Origin of the sequence: Citrobacter sp. wls716 (genome assembly GCF_005280975.1) — a bacterium.
Lineage (GTDB): Bacteria > Pseudomonadota > Gammaproteobacteria > Enterobacterales > Enterobacteriaceae > Citrobacter > Citrobacter youngae.
Genome location: NZ_SZWX01000035.1, coordinates 66,688 through 83,366, shown reverse-complemented (window position 1 = coordinate 83,366; position 16,679 = coordinate 66,688). Strand labels below are relative to the sequence as shown.

General features: G+C 50.9%; 13 protein-coding genes. 6 read left to right on the top strand and 7 right to left on the bottom strand.

Annotated elements, in window-relative coordinates:
* The first annotated feature begins 425 nt into the window (after positions 1-425).
* From acs to actP, 3 genes are all read left to right on the top strand, one after another.
* The gene (acs, locus tag FDX24_RS12370; protein WP_048213915.1) at positions 426-2,384 is read left to right on the top strand and encodes an acetate--CoA ligase; all 1,959 of its coding nucleotides are present in this window, start codon (positions 426-428) and stop codon (positions 2,382-2,384) included.
* A 234-nt stretch (positions 2,385-2,618) separates the two neighbouring features.
* Positions 2,619-2,933 carry a DUF485 domain-containing protein gene (locus FDX24_RS12365; protein WP_006688274.1) on the top strand — a complete coding sequence of 105 codons (315 nt, stop codon included), beginning with the start codon at positions 2,619-2,621 and terminating at the stop codon, positions 2,931-2,933.
* Positions 2,930-4,579 (top strand): cation/acetate symporter ActP, encoded by a 1,650-nt coding sequence (actP, locus tag FDX24_RS12360; protein ID WP_137364381.1) that lies wholly within the window; start codon positions 2,930-2,932, stop codon positions 4,577-4,579. The genes FDX24_RS12365 and actP overlap by 4 nt, the downstream gene beginning before the upstream one ends.
* Before the next feature lie 45 nt (positions 4,580-4,624).
* Here the strand turns inward: actP and FDX24_RS12355 are convergent, their stop codons facing one another.
* Both FDX24_RS12355 and FDX24_RS12350 read right to left on the bottom strand, forming a co-directional pair.
* Positions 4,625-5,314 (bottom strand): LrgB family protein, encoded by a 690-nt coding sequence (locus FDX24_RS12355; protein ID WP_003031745.1) that lies wholly within the window; start codon positions 5,312-5,314, stop codon positions 4,625-4,627.
* Positions 5,307-5,717, bottom strand: a complete 411-nt coding sequence (locus FDX24_RS12350; protein WP_048213917.1) for a CidA/LrgA family protein — start codon at positions 5,715-5,717, stop codon at positions 5,307-5,309. The genes FDX24_RS12355 and FDX24_RS12350 overlap by 8 nt, the downstream gene beginning before the upstream one ends.
* Before the next feature lie 101 nt (positions 5,718-5,818).
* Between FDX24_RS12350 and FDX24_RS12345 the strand changes: the two genes are divergently transcribed.
* On the top strand, positions 5,819-6,709 hold the full coding sequence (locus FDX24_RS12345) for a LysR family transcriptional regulator (RefSeq protein ID WP_040229800.1): 891 nt from the start codon (positions 5,819-5,821) through the stop codon (positions 6,707-6,709).
* Positions 6,710-6,793: 84 nt separating this feature from the next.
* Here the strand turns inward: FDX24_RS12345 and FDX24_RS12340 are convergent, their stop codons facing one another.
* The 3 genes from FDX24_RS12340 to soxR all read right to left on the bottom strand — a co-directional run bounded on the left by FDX24_RS12340 (position 6,794) and on the right by soxR (position 11,128).
* The gene (locus FDX24_RS12340; RefSeq protein WP_040229801.1) at positions 6,794-8,440 is read right to left on the bottom strand and encodes a Na+/H+ antiporter; all 1,647 of its coding nucleotides are present in this window, start codon (positions 8,438-8,440) and stop codon (positions 6,794-6,796) included.
* 157 nt (positions 8,441-8,597) lie between these two features.
* Positions 8,598-9,947 (bottom strand): guanine/hypoxanthine transporter GhxP, encoded by a 1,350-nt coding sequence (gene ghxP / locus FDX24_RS12335; RefSeq protein ID WP_005132609.1) that lies wholly within the window; start codon positions 9,945-9,947, stop codon positions 8,598-8,600.
* Positions 9,948-10,669: 722 nt separating this feature from the next.
* Positions 10,670-11,128, bottom strand: a complete 459-nt coding sequence (gene soxR / locus FDX24_RS12330; protein ID WP_003826630.1) for a redox-sensitive transcriptional activator SoxR — start codon at positions 11,126-11,128, stop codon at positions 10,670-10,672.
* Between the two features lie 86 nt (positions 11,129-11,214).
* Here soxR and soxS point away from each other — a divergent pair, with 86 nt between their 5' ends.
* Positions 11,215-11,538 carry a superoxide response transcriptional regulator SoxS gene (gene soxS, locus FDX24_RS12325; RefSeq protein WP_005132611.1) on the top strand — a complete coding sequence of 108 codons (324 nt, stop codon included), beginning with the start codon at positions 11,215-11,217 and terminating at the stop codon, positions 11,536-11,538.
* Positions 11,539-11,540: 2 nt separating this feature from the next.
* On the opposite strand, the gene FDX24_RS12320 is transcribed toward soxS, so the two are convergent.
* Positions 11,541-13,127 (bottom strand): EAL domain-containing protein, encoded by a 1,587-nt coding sequence (locus tag FDX24_RS12320; RefSeq protein WP_137364380.1) that lies wholly within the window; start codon positions 13,125-13,127, stop codon positions 11,541-11,543.
* Positions 13,128-13,678: 551 nt separating this feature from the next.
* Between FDX24_RS12320 and FDX24_RS12315 the strand changes: the two genes are divergently transcribed.
* Positions 13,679-13,960: a YjcB family protein gene (locus tag FDX24_RS12315; protein ID WP_048213921.1), complete on the top strand. Its 282-nt coding sequence runs from the start codon at positions 13,679-13,681 to the stop codon at positions 13,958-13,960.
* Positions 13,961-14,043: 83 nt separating this feature from the next.
* Here FDX24_RS12315 and FDX24_RS12310 read toward each other — a convergent pair whose 3' ends face one another.
* The gene (locus FDX24_RS12310; RefSeq protein WP_137364379.1) at positions 14,044-16,353 is read right to left on the bottom strand and encodes an autotransporter outer membrane beta-barrel domain-containing protein; all 2,310 of its coding nucleotides are present in this window, start codon (positions 16,351-16,353) and stop codon (positions 14,044-14,046) included.
* Positions 16,354-16,679: the final 326 nt, after the last annotated feature.

Below are 16,679 nucleotides of genomic sequence, written 5' to 3'. Positions count from 1 at the left end.
CATCCAGATGACGCCATTATCTGCAATGGCGGTTCTTTTATTGTTTTCCATAACAGCAACCACACGAATACTGTCATGACATTGCTCCACCCTATTTGTAACAAGAAACCCCACAAGAAATGTTGTTTTTAATCAATTGTAAGTGTATGTAAAATACCACTTTAGAGTTATTTACCCCTTCTAATCCCTCACTCTTTTGTCTATACCCGACACAGATCACCTTTTCAAAACTCTCTATATAACCGCATGTTATCGCGAGGTTTAATCAATTTTTGCTAGTTCTCTTCAAAATTCAGTTTGCCGCTAATTTGCACAATTCGGTTATTGCGTGATCTGTCGCCCAAATACTAAACAAAACTCGCAAAGCCCCTACATTTAACGTTTGTGCGACATATTATTAACATCCTACAAGGAGAACAAAAGCCATGAGCCAAATACACAAACACGCTATTCCCGCAAACATTGCGGACCGTTGCCTGATAAACCCGGAGCAGTACGAAGCGAAATACCAACAGTCCATTACCGATCCCGACACATTTTGGGGCGAGCAGGGAAAAATTCTTGATTGGATCACGCCATACAGCCAGGTAAAGAACACCTCTTTTGCACCCGGCAACGTGTCGATTAAATGGTACGAAGACGGCACGCTGAACCTGGCGGCAAACTGCCTTGACCGCCATCTGCAGGAAAACGGCAATCGTACCGCCATCATCTGGGAAGGCGATGACGCCAGCCAAAGTAAAAACATTACCTATCGCGAACTGCATCGCGATGTTTGTCGTTTCGCCAATACATTGCTGGATTTAGGCATTAAAAAAGGCGATGTGGTAGCGATCTATATGCCGATGGTGCCGGAAGCTGCGGTGGCCATGCTGGCCTGCGCCCGCATTGGCGCGGTGCATTCGGTCATCTTCGGTGGGTTCTCACCGGAGGCCGTCGCCGGACGTATTATCGACTCCAATTCACGCCTGGTGATCACCGCTGATGAAGGCGTGCGCGCCGGACGCAGCATCCCGCTGAAAAAGAACGTCGATGATGCGCTGAAAAACCCGAACGTGAAGACCGTGGAGCATGTGGTCGTCCTCAAACGAACCGGTGGAAAAACGGAATGGCAGGAAGGCCGTGACCTGTGGTGGTCCGATCTTATAGAAAAAGCCAGCCCTGAACATCAGCCGGAAGAAATGAACGCGGAAGATCCGCTGTTTATCCTGTATACCTCTGGTTCAACCGGTAAGCCAAAAGGCGTGCTGCACACCACGGGGGGATATCTGGTTTACGCGGCAACGACCTTTAAGTATGTGTTTGATTACCATCAGGACGATATCTACTGGTGTACTGCTGATGTGGGTTGGGTTACCGGCCACAGCTATTTGCTGTACGGTCCGCTGGCCTGCGGTGCCACCACGCTGATGTTTGAAGGTGTACCTAACTGGCCGACCCCGGCGCGTATGTCACAGGTCGTGGACAAGCACCAGGTCACAATCCTCTATACTGCGCCAACGGCTATCCGCGCCCTGATGGCAGAAGGTGATAAGGCGATTGAAGGCACTAACCGTTCATCGCTACGCATTTTGGGTTCCGTTGGCGAGCCGATTAACCCGGAAGCATGGGAGTGGTACTGGAAGAAAATTGGCAACGAAAAATGTCCGGTCGTTGATACCTGGTGGCAGACCGAAACCGGGGGATTCATGATCACCCCACTGCCGGGCGCCACCGAGCTGAAAGCCGGTTCCGCCACCCGTCCATTCTTTGGCGTACAACCAGCCATCGTTGATAACGAAGGTAATCCGCAGGAAGGGGCGACCGAAGGCAACCTGGTGATCACCGACTCCTGGCCGGGTCAGGCGAGAACGTTGTTTGGCGATCACGAACGCTTTGAGCAAACCTACTTCTCTACCTTCAAGAATATGTACTTCAGCGGCGACGGCGCGCGTCGTGACGAAGACGGCTATTACTGGATAACCGGACGTGTGGATGACGTGCTGAACGTCTCGGGCCACCGCCTGGGTACAGCAGAAATCGAGTCGGCGCTGGTGTCGCATCCAAAGATTGCCGAAGCCGCCGTGGTCGGCATTCCACATAGTATTAAAGGCCAGGCCATTTACGCCTACGTCACGCTGAATCACGGCGAAGAGCCGTCACCTGAGTTGTACGCCGAGGTGCGCAACTGGGTACGAAAAGAAATTGGCCCGTTAGCAACGCCAGACGTGCTGCACTGGACCGACTCACTGCCGAAAACCCGCTCCGGCAAAATCATGCGCCGTATTCTGCGAAAAATCGCGGCGGGCGATACCAGCAATCTGGGCGATACCTCAACCCTTGCCGATCCTGGCGTGGTAGAGAAACTGCTCGAAGAGAAGCAGGCCATAGCGATGCCATCATAACCATAACCGTGAAATGCCCGATGGCGCGCTGCTTATCGGGCCTACAAATCCTATCCCTACCCCTCCCCTGACCGGGAAGGAAATATAAAAACCTCCCCAAAGGATTTCGTGTTACAGGAAGGCGGCAAGCAAGCATATCCCCAGTCACATAGTTCACTATGTGACTGGGGTAGGCGAGTGCGGCCAACGAACCTGTAGCACGAAAGACGCAGGGGGACCTCTGGAGACTCTGTGATGAATGACAATATTTATCAGCGGATAGAAGACAGTGCGCGTTTCAGGGAGTTAGTAGAAAAACGGCAACGGTTTGCCACCATTCTGTCCATCATCATGCTGGCAGTTTATATCAGCTTTATTTTACTGATTGCCTTTGCGCCTGGCTGGCTGGGTACGCCGCTACACGCGGGAACCAGCGTCACCCGGGGTATTCCGATTGGGGTCGGCGTGATCCTTATCTCCTTCATCCTGACCGGGATCTACATCTGGCGGGCCAACGGTGAATTTGATCGCCTGAACAATGCAGTTCTGCACGAGGTTAAAGCATCATGAAGAGAGTCCTGACGGCGCTTGCCGCCACGCTGCCCTTCGCCGCAAACGCGGCGGATGCTATTAGCGGTGCAGTTCAACGCCAGCCAACCAACTGGCAGGCGATTATTATGTTCCTGATTTTCGTCATCTTTACGCTCGGTATTACTTACTGGGCGTCTAAGCGCGTACGTTCGCGTAATGACTACTACACCGCTGGCGGTAACATCACCGGTTTCCAGAACGGGCTGGCGATTGCGGGCGACTATATGTCGGCGGCATCGTTCCTCGGGATTTCCGCGCTGGTGTTCACCTCGGGTTATGACGGGCTGATCTACTCGCTCGGCTTCCTGGTCGGCTGGCCGATTATCCTGTTCCTGATTGCGGAGCGTTTGCGTAACCTCGGTCGTTACACCTTTGCAGACGTTGCGTCTTATCGTCTGAAGCAGGGTCCTATCCGTATTCTGTCGGCCTGCGGTTCCCTGGTGGTGGTCGCGCTGTATCTGATCGCCCAGATGGTCGGCGCAGGTAAGCTGATTGAGCTGCTGTTTGGTCTGAACTATCACATCGCCGTGGTGCTGGTTGGCGTGCTGATGATGATGTACGTGCTGTTTGGCGGCATGCTGGCAACCACCTGGGTACAGATCATTAAAGCCGTTCTGCTGCTGTTCGGCGCCAGCTTTATGGCCTTCATGGTAATGAAGCACGTCGGCTTCAGCTTCAACAACCTGTTCACCGAAGCGATGGCGGTACACCCGAAAGGCTCCGCGATTATGAGCCCGGGCGGTCTGGTAAAAGATCCGATATCCGCCCTGTCGTTAGGTCTTGGATTGATGTTCGGTACAGCAGGTTTGCCGCATATTCTGATGCGTTTCTTCACGGTCAGCGATGCCCGCGAAGCGCGTAAGAGCGTATTCTATGCCACCGGTTTTATGGGTTATTTCTACATCCTGACCTTTATCATCGGCTTTGGCGCGATCATGCTGGTAGGCGCTAATCCAGAGTACAAAGATGCTGCAGGCGCACTGATCGGTGGTAACAACATGGCGGCGGTTCACCTGGCGAATGCGGTGGGCGGTAACCTGTTCCTCGGCTTCATCTCTGCAGTGGCGTTTGCCACCATCCTGGCGGTGGTTGCCGGGCTGACGCTGGCGGGCGCTTCGGCAGTTTCTCACGATCTGTACGCTAACGTGTTCCGCAAAGGCGCTACCGAGCGTGAAGAACTGCGCGTCTCGAAAATTACCGTACTGATATTGGGTGTGATTGCCATCGTGCTCGGCGTGCTGTTCGAAAATCAGAACATCGCCTTCATGGTGGGTCTGGCGTTCGCCATCGCGGCCAGCTGTAACTTCCCCATCATTCTGCTTTCCATGTACTGGTCAAGACTGACCACCCGTGGCGCAATGCTGGGTGGCTGGTTAGGTCTGTTAACAGCGGTAGTATTGATGATTCTCGGCCCAACCATTTGGGTCCAGATCCTCGGTCACGAAAAAGCCATTTTCCCGTATGAATATCCAGCGCTGTTCTCCATCAGCATAGCGTTCCTCGGGATCTGGTTCTTCTCTGCTACCGACAACTCAGAAGAAGGCAACCGCGAACGCGAGCAGTTCCGTGCTCAGTTCATCCGCTCCCAGACCGGGTACGGCGTAGAACAAGGTCGCGCGCACTAACCTCCCCTCTCCTCCGGCTTTCGGGCCGGAGGATTACATCCTTTCTTAGAACATCAGCCTCGCGACCAACGGCGCCACCAATACCATCACCACACCGGAAAGCATCATTACCAGGCTGGCAACCACGCCCTCCTGCTGGCCAAGCTCATAAGAGCGCGCCGTGCCTGCGCCATGCGATGCAGCGCCAAACCCTGCGCCTTTGGCCATACCTTCGCGGATGGAAAGCCGTAAAAACAGCACATCACCGACGGCCATACCGAATACACCGGTCACCACCACGAACAAGGCCACCAGGTCCGGCTGCCCGCCCAAGGGTTCTGCCGCTGCCAGCGCAAACGGCGTGGTGACGGAACGTACCGCCAGGCTACGTTGGATCTCATCAGGCAACATAAACAGGCGCGCCAGCCACACGGAACTGGTAACGGCCACCAGCGTTGCCGTTACCACGCCCGCCGTCAGCGACATCCAGTGACGCTTAATCACGGCAAGGTTGTCATACACCGGAACGGCAAAGGCGATGGTCGCCGGGCCTAACAGCCACAGCAACCAGTGCGATTCACCAATATAGTTTTGCCAGGAAATATGCCCGAACACCAGCATCAGCACCAACAGTGCTGGCGTGAGGACCAGCGGCATCAGGGGTAATTTACGAAAACGGCGATACAAACGCTTATTAGCAAAGTAGATACCCAGCGTAATCACCAGACACAACACGCTTAGCTGGAAATTACTCACGGTTTAACCTGCTCATTTCATAGCGATACACTTTATCGACCACCCACGCCGTGGCACCGAGCACCATCAGCGTGCTTATCGCAATGACAGCAAAAATACGCCAGCCATCGACTAACAACAGCTGCGTATAGTTGACGACGGCCACCACTGCCGGAACAAAAAACAGCAGCATTTCAGCCAGTAACCAGCGGGCACCGGCGCGTATCCAGCTCAGCGGGATAACCCGGCAGATAATTAATGCCAACATCAGCACCATCCCGACCAGGTTGGCGGGAAGCGGTAGATGCAGCCAGGAGACAAGATATTGAGCAAATACAAAGAGACCTGCGTACAACAGAACCTGAACGGGGATCTGGAGTCGTTGAATGACAGCAGGCGTCACGCGGCTTATCGCCACAGCCATGAGGGTATGTCCTTAAAAAATAGAGAGCGCCAGTATAGAGAGCCCCCGTCCAGGACTGAAATGAATTAAACTCATTGCAGGCATAGTCTTAAGGAATAATCATGGATATCAGAACGCTGCGATATTTTGTTGAGGTGGTGCGTCAGCAGAGCTTTACCCGCGCAGCGGAGAAGCTTTTTGTCACCCAACCCACCATCAGCAAAATGTTGAAGAACCTTGAAGACGAGCTGAACTGCACGCTGTTAATCCGCGACGGTCGGCGGCTTTTATTGACCGATACCGGACAGGTTGTTTTTGAGCGCGGTCTGGCGATTTTGGCCGAGTTTCGCCAGCTTGAAGCCGAACTTAGCGACATTAACCATCTGAACAAAGGGCTATTGCGCCTTGGTATCCCGCCAATGGTCGGTATGTTGATGGCAGGTCCCATCAGCCTGTTTCGCCAGCGTTATCCCGGCGTTGAGCTTAAAATATCGGAGTTTGGTGGCTTAACCGTCCAACAGGCAGTCATGAGCGGTGATTTGGATGTCGCCATGACGGCCCTTCCGGTCGAGGAAGAGAGTGGACTGGCAACCTTACCGCTTTTCAGTCATCCGCTCTGCGTGCTGGTCCCCCGCTCCGGTCAGTGGACAACGTGTGAGTCCATTTCCCCCGAAGCGTTAGCGGAGCACCCGCTGCTGATCTATAACGAAGATTTCGCCTTGAGTCGCCAGCTGCTTGAACTGTTTAGCCAGCACAACGTCAAGCCGCGCATCGCGGTACGCAGCGGGCAGTGGGATTTTCTGGCTGCGATGGTACAAGCCGGAGTCGGGATTGCCATTTTACCGGAGCCAATTTGCCAACGACTGGATAAACAGACGCTGCGCTGGATCCCGCTGGAGAGCGATTTACGCTGGCAACTGGGCATGATTTGGCGTGAAGGCGTGTATCTGTCGCACAGCGCTCAGGCGTGGCTGACATGCTGCGAAGGGTTTTGGTTAACACAAGAATCGTAAGTGCCGGATGCGGCGTAAACGCCTTACCCGGCCTACAATTCGATTCCGTAGGCCTGATAAGCGTAGCGCATCCGGCACAACCGTTTATTGGTTCTCGATCAGCAACGCTTCCAGCAAGTCCAGATCGTGCAACAGTTTCTGCAGCGTTTCATTGCTGATTTCGCGCGTGGCGCGCAGGTGATAAAGCTCTGCACGTTCTGAACGCAATGCCGCCAGGCGGAAACGTCGCTCGAGGTTCTCTTCCTGTAATGAGCTTTCCACATCGTTACGTCCATCGACGCGACGGCGCAGGTTACCGATTACACGAGAGCTCACTTCGGTCAGCAGTTGATTATCAATATTCTCTTCGCTGTCCGCCGCCAGACGCTCTTCCATTTTCTGGATAGCAACAATCGCGACTTCCGCCGTCGCAGCGCGGGCTATCCGCTCTTCTTTCAGTTGCTGCGAGTGATCTGCCACTTCCAGGTGTTGCAGCAGAATCGGTAGCATCACTACACCGACAAACAGCGAGAACAGGATCACGCCCGCGGCAAGGAATACTAGCTCGTAGCGCGCCGGGAAGCCGCTACCATCCGGCAACAGCAGCGGGATGGAGAGCACACCGGCAAGCGTAATCGCCCCGCGAACCCCCGCAAAGGAGGCGATCAGGATTTCACGCGTTGTCCATGAGCCAAACTCCATCGGCTTTTTCTTCAGGAAGCGCAGACTGAATTTTTTCATCGTCCACAGCCAGCCAAAACGCACCAGCATCAGCGCTACGTAAATCAGCACGATATCGGTAAACAGCATCCAGGTTTCAACGTTCGGATCGGCTTCTGCCGCCACCAGAGAAGACTCCAGAATCCCCGGTAATTGCAGCCCTAACAGCAGGAAGACCATGCCGTTAAAGACGAACTCCAGCATTGCCCAGGTGCTGTTAGCACGTAAGCGCATCGCCAATGGCGCACGACGCATTACGCCTGAACGGGTTATCGTCATCCCGGCTGCGACCGCCGCGAGGATCCCGGAAACACCAATGTGTTCGGCAATCAGGTAAGAAGCAAACGGCAGCAGGAACAGCAGAACAATTTGCGTTGCCGGCTCATCGCCGCCCCAGCGGCTAAGAAAGCGCAGAGAGCGTCCATACAACCAGCTGACGACAAAACCCGCCAGGATGCCGCCAATCGCTACCTTAAAGAACTCAACCGTCGCACCACCAACGGTAAACACCATCGTTCCCATTGCCACGGCCACAGCAAATTTCAGCGATACCAGGCCAGACGCATCGTTCATCAACGCTTCGCCCTGCAGGATGCCCATGATTTTCTTCGGTATACGCCCCTCACCTACAATGCCAGAAAGGGCAACGGCATCGGTTGGCGATAACACTGCGGCCAGCGCAAAAGCGGGGATCAGCGGAATCCCCGGAACCAGCCAATAAATCATAAAACCAATGCCGACCACCGTAACCAGTACGAGCGCCAGTGCCAGACCGAAGATCTCTCGTCCGTGCTCCAGAAACTCACGCGTTGGCGTCTTCCAGCCATCGGCAAACAGCAGCGGCGGGATGAACAGCACCAAAAACAGCTCAGGATCGAATTCCACATGCAAACCAAACGTCGGCCACGCCAGCAAGGCGCCGATGGCGATCTGCATAAGGGGTAAAGGGAGTTGGAAGGGCAATACGCGAGTAAATACCCCCGACAGCGAGACCACAAGGGTCATGATGAGTATGGTGAAAAAGATTTCCATGCGTTCCCTGTTTGCGATGTTTCTTATGATTAGTGGTGAGAGGCGTCGTGCCTCAATTCTATCTACTCGAGAGTAACGCAAAAGACAACGAGTGTGTTCTGAAAATAAAAACGGGCGGCAAAAGCCACCCGTTTTCAGGATCAAGAGCGTATCGGAATTAAATAGCCCAACCGCCTGCATAGAATGCAACCAGCGCCACGGCAATCACCACCGTTCCGATATTCAGTTTTCGCCATTCGCCGGAAACAATACGGCCAATAACCAGAGTGGCAAAACCGATCATAATGCCGGTCACGATATTACAGGTCAGCACGATAAAGACAGCGGTAATCAGTCCCGCCATCGCGTCGACGAAGTCGGTAAAGTCGATTTTCGCCACGTTGCTCAGCATCAGCAAACCAACATACATCAGCGCCGGTGCCGTTGCGTAAGCAGGAACAAGGTAAGAGAGCGGAGAAAGGAACAGGATCAGCAGGAACAGAACACCTACGGTGATCGCCGTCAGACCGGTTTTACCCCCTGCCGCGGTACCCGCTGCAGATTCAATGTAAACCGCCGCCGGAGCAGCGCCCACCAGACCAGAGAACACGCTGCTCAGGGAGTCAGTCGTTAACGCTTTGCCGCCATCGATAATCTGACCGTCTTTATCCAGCAGATTCGCCTGGCCCGCAACAGCGCGGATGGTTCCGGTCGCATCGAAGACGGCGGTCATGACCAGCGCCAGCACGCTCGGCAGAACGACAGGATTCAGTGCGCCCATAATGTCCAGGCTGCCGATCAGCGAGTTGCCGTTTTCGTCGCTCAGAGACGGCATGGCAAAAATACCGGAGAAATGCACGGCCGGATCGAAAATCAGGCCAACAACGGAAATACCGATAATAGTCAGCAGGATGCCACCCGGTACTTTCAGTTTTTCGAGGCCGATAATCACCGCCAGACCAATCAGCGACATAATGACCGGGAAGGTGTCGAAGTCACCCAGCGCAACCGGCAGGCCATCCAGCGGGTTCTTAATGACCAGACCAACGCCGTTTGCCGCAATCAGCAGCAGGAACAGGCCGATACCAATACCCGTACCGTGCGCAACGCCCTGTGGCAGATTGCGCAGGATCCAGCTACGAATACCTGTCGCGGAAATGATGGTAAACAGAACACCCATCAGAAACACCGCGCCCAACGCAACAGGCACGCTAATATGCTGCCCCAGCACCAGGCTGAATGCGGTAAACGCCGTCAAAGAAATGGCGCAACCAATCGCCAGCGGCAGGTTTGCCCACAGGCCCATCACAATAGAGCCGACACCGGCTACCAGGCAGGTTGCCACAAATACAGCGGCTGGCGGGAAACCGGCTTTACCCAGCATTCCTGGAACTACGATAACAGAGTAGACCATCGCCAGAAACGTCGTTAATCCGGCAACGACTTCCTGTCGAACGGTACTGCCACGGTGCGAAATTTTAAACCAGGCGTCGAGTGAACCGCCGGTACGCGCTGAAGGCGTAGACATAGAAAACATCCCCTGAGAGTTTATTTTTCGTCATTATGCGTGCTGGACAATCCACTGCCTGCTTAACGTTTTCTCCCTGTGCCAGGTTTGCGTCAGTAGGGGTGTCGCAAAAAAGCAAACGTTTAGCTCCGCGCATAAAAACGGGTGGTAAAAAAAAGCAAACGATTATCTAGCGATCATGTACTGGTTTTCAACTGAACTTTGCCGCTTTTTACTCATTTCTTCTTATAACGCACAAGAAATAGCCAGTCGATGCGCAAACGTTATCGTCAATGCGCAATCTGGCAACAAATTTCGCGCAGTTATTACAACCCCAGCGGTAATCTTTCACGTTAATTCGCGCAAAAAAACGAATGAAGATGCGGAAAATTTTTCGGCTAAAAAACCATCAATCGACTGGCAAATAGACGGGGGTGGCATACACTTACCTTATCAACACAAGCCGGAACCTCCCCTAATGTGCTCGACTGAGGGGTGTTGATGTCGGGGGAAACCCTCCCGTGAACCAGCGGGATAGAGTGAAAGACGAAGACCGGAACCAAACTAAAGCGCCCTCTGTGGCGCTTTAGTTTTATACCCGTCATACTTCACGTTGCAGGTGTGTTGGCTGCGTTTACTCACCCGAATCACTTAGTTTACTAAGCTCATCGGGATTCGTGCTCTTGCCGCCTTCCCACAACGCGAATTATTTAGGGTATATATCCGTCATATATTTAAACCCATCAATCATCTTCCAGCAGGCGCGCTCCGGTCCCCTGCTCACCAAGCTGGTCGCCTGGGTTACGCAACGGGCAATCACTACGCGACAAACAACCGCAACCAATGCATCCATCCAGTTCATCACGCAACGCCACCAGGGTATGAATACGCCGGTCCAGTTCTTCACGCCATTGCGACGAGAGCTGTTTCCACTCTTTGGCGCTGAGCGAATGTCCTTCGGGTAATACCCCTAGCGCGTCGCCAATCGTTGCCAGTGGTATACCGATACGCTGGGCAATCTTGATAATCGCGACATAACGCAACACATCACGTTTGTATCGACGCTGATTGCCGCTGTTGCGCATGCTGCTGATTAACCCTTTGCTTTCATAGAAGTGCAGAGTTGATACCGCGACACCGCTACGTTTTGCGACTTCACCTGGCGTGAGCAGCGCTTTTATCCGGGGTAATTTCTTTTCCATAAATCGCTTTACCTCAAGTTAACTTGAGGAATTATACTCGCCCACAGACAAAACGACGAATCGAATACTGAGAAAGAGGCAGCCCTATGTCCCATCAGCAGATAATTCAGACCCTTATTGAATGGATTGATGAACATATCGATCAACCGCTGAACATTGAGGCGGTGGCGAAAAAATCAGGTTACTCGAAGTGGTATTTACAGAGGATGTTCCGCACGGTGATGCGTCAGACGTTGGGTGACTATATCCGCCAGCGCCGACTTTTGTTAGCCGCCGTGGAACTACGGACGACCGAACGACCTATTTTCGATATTGCGATGGATCTCGGCTATGTGTCGCAACAAACGTTCTCACGCGTGTTCCGCCGCGAGTTTGATCGTACACCCAGCGACTACCGTCATCGCCTGTAGGATTATTGCCCGCTCTGCGTCAGTATGGCGGGCGAGCGCTGTAGCCAGAGCATAAACTCCTGCGGCGGTAACGCTTTCGCAAAATACCACCCCTGACAATACTGAACGCCACGTTCAAGCAGCCATTCCATTTGATCTGCCGTTTCCACCCCTTCAGCAATTGTCTTCAGATGTAAGCTTTGCGCCATTTCGATGATATGTTCGGCAATCAGGTGGCTGGTACTGTTGGTCGCCAGCGTACTAATAAAAGATTTATCAATCTTCAGGATATCCACGTTCAGTGCCGCCAGATTGTGCAGATTGGAATATCCCGTCCCAAAATCATCAAATGCCACTTCATAACCGGCCTGACGGAATGCCTGGATTACCGGAGTCATTTTATGCACATCAATAAATCCACGCTCCGTCACTTCGACCTTAATTTGCTGGGCAGCGACTGAGTAATCACGCGCTTTCTCAGCGATCAGGGCAATCAGTCGGGATGAATGGAAATCAGAAGCTGAGAGGTTAATTGAGATATAAATCTGGGGATGCGCTGAAAGAAAATACCCTAAATCATTGAACACTTCTTCGACCACGTAATCCGTGATACTTTCAATCATGCCTTCTTTTTCAGCCAGCGGAATAAATTCCGTCGGGCTCATGACCTCGCCTTTGCAACCTGGCCAACGCATCAGCGCCTCGGCCCCCACACATTGACCATTCTTGATATCGATGATCGGCTGGTAATGCAGGCGTAGCTGGCGTTTTTCCAGCGCACGCCTTAACAAACGACGAGGGGAATAGTACTGCTGGCGTGTACGCCACCACATCAACAACATCAGAATGCTGCAGATCACCCCAAAGGGGATCGTGAGTGCGGCTTCGTGATAGAAATTTTGATGGACGCGATCGCGGGTCGTCGAAACAATAATCGCGATCGGGCGCTTCTCAGAACGAACGATGGTATAGAACCGATCGTCCAGTTGGAAGGTAGAGGCTTTACCGCGCACCAGCGGCAGAAATTGCTTAACATGCGCCTGATTGCTGGCGGAGAAGAAAGTATCCGTTATCGTGTCATAGACGCCCCACAATAGGCCAGGGTCATCTGACATGACTTCGCTGTAAGATAATGGGTTAATGACAACGACGTAGTTTCCTCTTTGCATATACGTCATGTTGTAGCCAGAGAAAAAAGGCGTATCGCGATAGTAATAGATCGAAACGTCCGGCGTACGTTTATAGTCAGCGGTTGGCATAATATAGGGAACTGACGGTGCCATCGACGTAGAGCACAAAAAATGATCATCTTGTGCATAAATTAGCTCGCTGATATATAAACGTCCGCGAATAATATTCAGCATACTTTTCTGATGGGCAGGGGTACACATCTTACCCTGATACAGCTGAGCCATATCACGCGCTAAATCAGCTTGCTGGATCACCAGTTCCGTTTTATTTAACACCAGTTGAGCAAATGAGTGGAGTTGAGTGCGGGTTTCGGACATCGCCCGGATATGAGCAAACCATAGCGCCAGCACCACGGGGAGCAATACCACCGTGAGCGTGCCGAGGAGCTTCAGCATCTTGCTTTGCGCACTGAGATTCATGTCAGCCCTATTTCCCTGTTTCGTATATGCCAGTACCCATCAAGGCAGGATGCTATAAACACCAACTGGTTAAGTTGCATGAATCTATCAACATTATCAACAGACGTCTCTATGTAAAAGTCTGATAATAGTGGATGATGATATTATTTTCCCGTAAGGCAAACTTAAAGTTACGCTTATTTTGCAACATCATTATCAAGAAAGAGTAATGTTTTACACGCGTTATACTGGCGGCACGTATAAAACACATTAACTTTTTTAACGATTAATTTCGGATAAAGAAAACAAGTAACATGAATGCATCTTACATAACGCATAATTTATTATTCGTTTATGAATCAAGATAACCATACAATTAACATGGATAAAAACCGGCAAAAATAACGTCAGATACTGGTGAACAAACGAGCAAATGTGATATAGTTCACAGAAATAATGTAACAGAAACATTGTTTCATTCATGTTATTGCCCGTCGATAGCCAGAGTACCACACCCTCTGTGAATAACCCCGCGCTGTCCTGGGCATCAAGACTTTCTGAGGACGTTTTTCATGGCAACAATAACAACTGGCGTAGTTCTTCTGCGGTGGCAACTGCTCAGCGCAGTACTGATGTTTTTAGCCAGTACGCTCAATATTCGTTTTCGTAAATCAGATTATGTTGGACTGGCCGTTATCAGTAGCGGTTTAGGGCTTGTTTTTGCCTGCTGGTTTGCAACCGGATTACTCGGTATCACCCTGGTAGATGTATCCACTATCTGGAATAACATCGAATCTGTGATGCTCGACGTGATGAGCCATACTCCGCCAGACTGGCCGATGGTGTTGAATTGATAACAGCAGTGTGTCCGACCAGATTATGCCCGGTCGGACACGGTTTTAAGCGATAACGATTTTACTGACGTTCCGGTAACCGCTTACCACTCCATCCGGAACCCTGCGCTCACCTGCCAGTTCATATCAATGTCGCCTCCAGCCGATCTTTCCAGGTCAACGTACAGTCGGGAATTATTGTTCTGAGTAAGATGAATATTGGTTCCAATACCGTAGTTAATCCACGAGTCGCTACCTCCCTCACGGACCGTCATGGACGCGTCTTTACCCCACACAGTGACATCACGATCGCCGGCAAACTCATGCAGCAGATCCAGCTTCACATAAATGTCGCTATCCGGGCGTTCCTCAAAGCGATAACCTCCCCGCAATCCGACACGACCAATCACGCTGTCGATATCATTCTGACGTACCCGTAGCCCACTGCTGGTGGTATAACGCGCTTCATCCAATCGGGTATACACGAGTTGCGCTTGCGGTTCGATGAAAGAGGATTCTCCCAGACTAAACTCACGGCCGTATTCTGCGCTGGCGCTAATTGACCACGTGCTGCTATCCGCCCCCCCCATATTGCCGTACACATTTCGGTAGTTAAAATCACTCTCATGGCGGCTATATTTCAGAACCAGATCCAGGTAGTCCTGTTTCTCCGGACGGTTCCATGCAGCATAAAGTGAACCACCGTAGCTCTTGTTATCGCCCGTGCCATAAGTAAAGTCAGCGTTACCTCTCATGTAATGCGCCGCAATGCCTCGCGTCCAGACTGATTGTTCACCCTCTACCTTATTGTCATAACCAAGTTGCCAGAAGCTATACAGGTTTTTGAAGTAGCTGCCATTATCGCTTTCCATTTCACCACCTTTATAGCGTATCCACAGACCATTTTGCTGTTGGTTCTGGCGTAATTCCCCTAAACGCTTATTCAGGCTGTCGATTTCGAGACGGGCGGTGGCCGCCGCGTAGTTTAACCCGGCATTGGCAATCGCAGTGTTGCTACCCGCACTGGCTTTCGTTGAAATCCCCGTAATATACCAGTTTGTGCCATACTGGCTTGCCGGATCGCCTTCCCGAATATCAGAGCGCAGTAGCGGTTTATAGTCATATACATACTCGTTAGTGATATCGATTTTATCGTACGCTTCAAACATCACATTGCTGGCGGCATCGGCAACCCAGATATCTTCTTGTAGATTGCTGAGCTTATTAATATTTAACGCCTCAATGGCATGAGTTCCCCCCGTGCTACTCTTAACGACTTCGATAAAGTCGCTACCATTACGCCGCTGCTCATCTGTTTTATTTGTATTTACATCAATCAGGAAAATACCGTTATTGCCTTTCAGATCGTGAATTTTCACCGTTTCGTTGATGCTCTGATTGGTATGCAGGTTAAAACCATGCAGGTTTATCGTCCCGCCGTCTTGCAAGGTGATAGCACTGATCTGAGCGTCTTTACCATCTGGGATCCAGTGGGCATTATTCATCAACGTCAGATTCAAATCTCCCGCCCATTTATTACTGTCGATGTCCAGAACATTCGCTTCGTGCCCATGCCAAAATGATTCTGCACCATTTAGCGCAATATTCATCTGGCTGGTATGAGCATATATTTTATCGCCAAAGTCGATATTCCCCAACAAATTGACCTTATACTCACCTGACTGATTAATATTAACGACGCCACCATCTTTAGCACTAACCGCATCACTTTTTGATGAACCATCAGGATAACCGCTGTTGTTTTCCAGCAGTTCTCTGAAATTACTGGCGTAAGTATTAATGTAAATGTTACCACCGTTTGCCGTAATAGTTGAACCTACTCCACGTGCATAGATTCCATTATTTGCCAGCGTAGCATTTTCTCCATCGTTGGTGTGTTCAACCTCTGAACGAACATACACATTGCCGTTTACAGTGATATCCGCACCGCTTCCCGCATACAACGCAGTATTATTATGGGTATACTTAGAGCCAATTAAGAAAGTATTTTTCAGGCTAAAGTTATCAACTTTGACGTTGGTGCCCTGACCTTCGGCGGATAAGCCAAAAAAGGCCAGCCCGGCGCGGTGTTCCTGTTGCGTAGTTCCGCTGATATTAACGTTGTAATTACCAATTTGATACTCTCCCGCCTGGTCTTTGGTGATACTGCCAATCTTCACCTCAAGGCCATTACCTTCACCTCGCACAGGGTTATCAATATTTACCGTGATATCATAGTTTTTATCATCAGCAATCGTATCCCGAATGATGATCCCTTCCTGACCACCATTAACATCTATATAATTCAGTTCATAGTTTTTTGCACTCGCCAATCCAGCGCAAACCAACTGCGCTGCGGTAAATGATAGTGCAAAGGGTATTATTGCTTTAGGGTTTATCTTCCTTTGATACATAGTAAGCTCCATAACAAATAGTTTATCAAATCACTTATTAACACCCCACCAATAAAAAGCAGCAAATAATAAATGTATTTTCATTAACGAAGAATTGATAAGCTAAAAGTATTATTTAAAGCCAGACATTAACTTGTCAATATTTACCATGCAGTAAAATACACTTTTTCCATTAATTTAATTGAATATTACTCTCCAGGAAACTATCTCAAAAAGAAGAAATTGAATGTACGACACATTTTCACCAATTATTACCTTCATATTTTCTTTTATTATTCGATAATACCTACATTTATTTTCATTTCTCATGGTTATAAATAAATATT

Coding starts and splice junctions, on each gene's coding strand:
- acs (WP_048213915.1), top strand. CDS start 426: ATGAGCCAAATACACAAACACGCTATTCCCGCAAACATTGCGGACCGT.
- FDX24_RS12365 (WP_006688274.1), top strand. CDS start 2,619: ATGAATGACAATATTTATCAGCGGATAGAAGACAGTGCGCGTTTCAGG.
- actP (WP_137364381.1), top strand. CDS start 2,930: ATGAAGAGAGTCCTGACGGCGCTTGCCGCCACGCTGCCCTTCGCCGCA.
- FDX24_RS12350 (WP_048213917.1), bottom strand. CDS start 5,717: ATGGCTGTGGCGATAAGCCGCGTGACGCCTGCTGTCATTCAACGACTC.
- FDX24_RS12345 (WP_040229800.1), top strand. CDS start 5,819: ATGGATATCAGAACGCTGCGATATTTTGTTGAGGTGGTGCGTCAGCAG.
- FDX24_RS12340 (WP_040229801.1), bottom strand. CDS start 8,440: ATGGAAATCTTTTTCACCATACTCATCATGACCCTTGTGGTCTCGCTG.
- ghxP (WP_005132609.1), bottom strand. CDS start 9,947: ATGTCTACGCCTTCAGCGCGTACCGGCGGTTCACTCGACGCCTGGTTT.
- soxR (WP_003826630.1), bottom strand. CDS start 11,128: ATGGAAAAGAAATTACCCCGGATAAAAGCGCTGCTCACGCCAGGTGAA.
- soxS (WP_005132611.1), top strand. CDS start 11,215: ATGTCCCATCAGCAGATAATTCAGACCCTTATTGAATGGATTGATGAA.
- FDX24_RS12320 (WP_137364380.1), bottom strand. CDS start 13,127: ATGAATCTCAGTGCGCAAAGCAAGATGCTGAAGCTCCTCGGCACGCTC.
- FDX24_RS12315 (WP_048213921.1), top strand. CDS start 13,679: ATGGCAACAATAACAACTGGCGTAGTTCTTCTGCGGTGGCAACTGCTC.
- FDX24_RS12310 (WP_137364379.1), bottom strand. CDS start 16,353: ATGTATCAAAGGAAGATAAACCCTAAAGCAATAATACCCTTTGCACTA.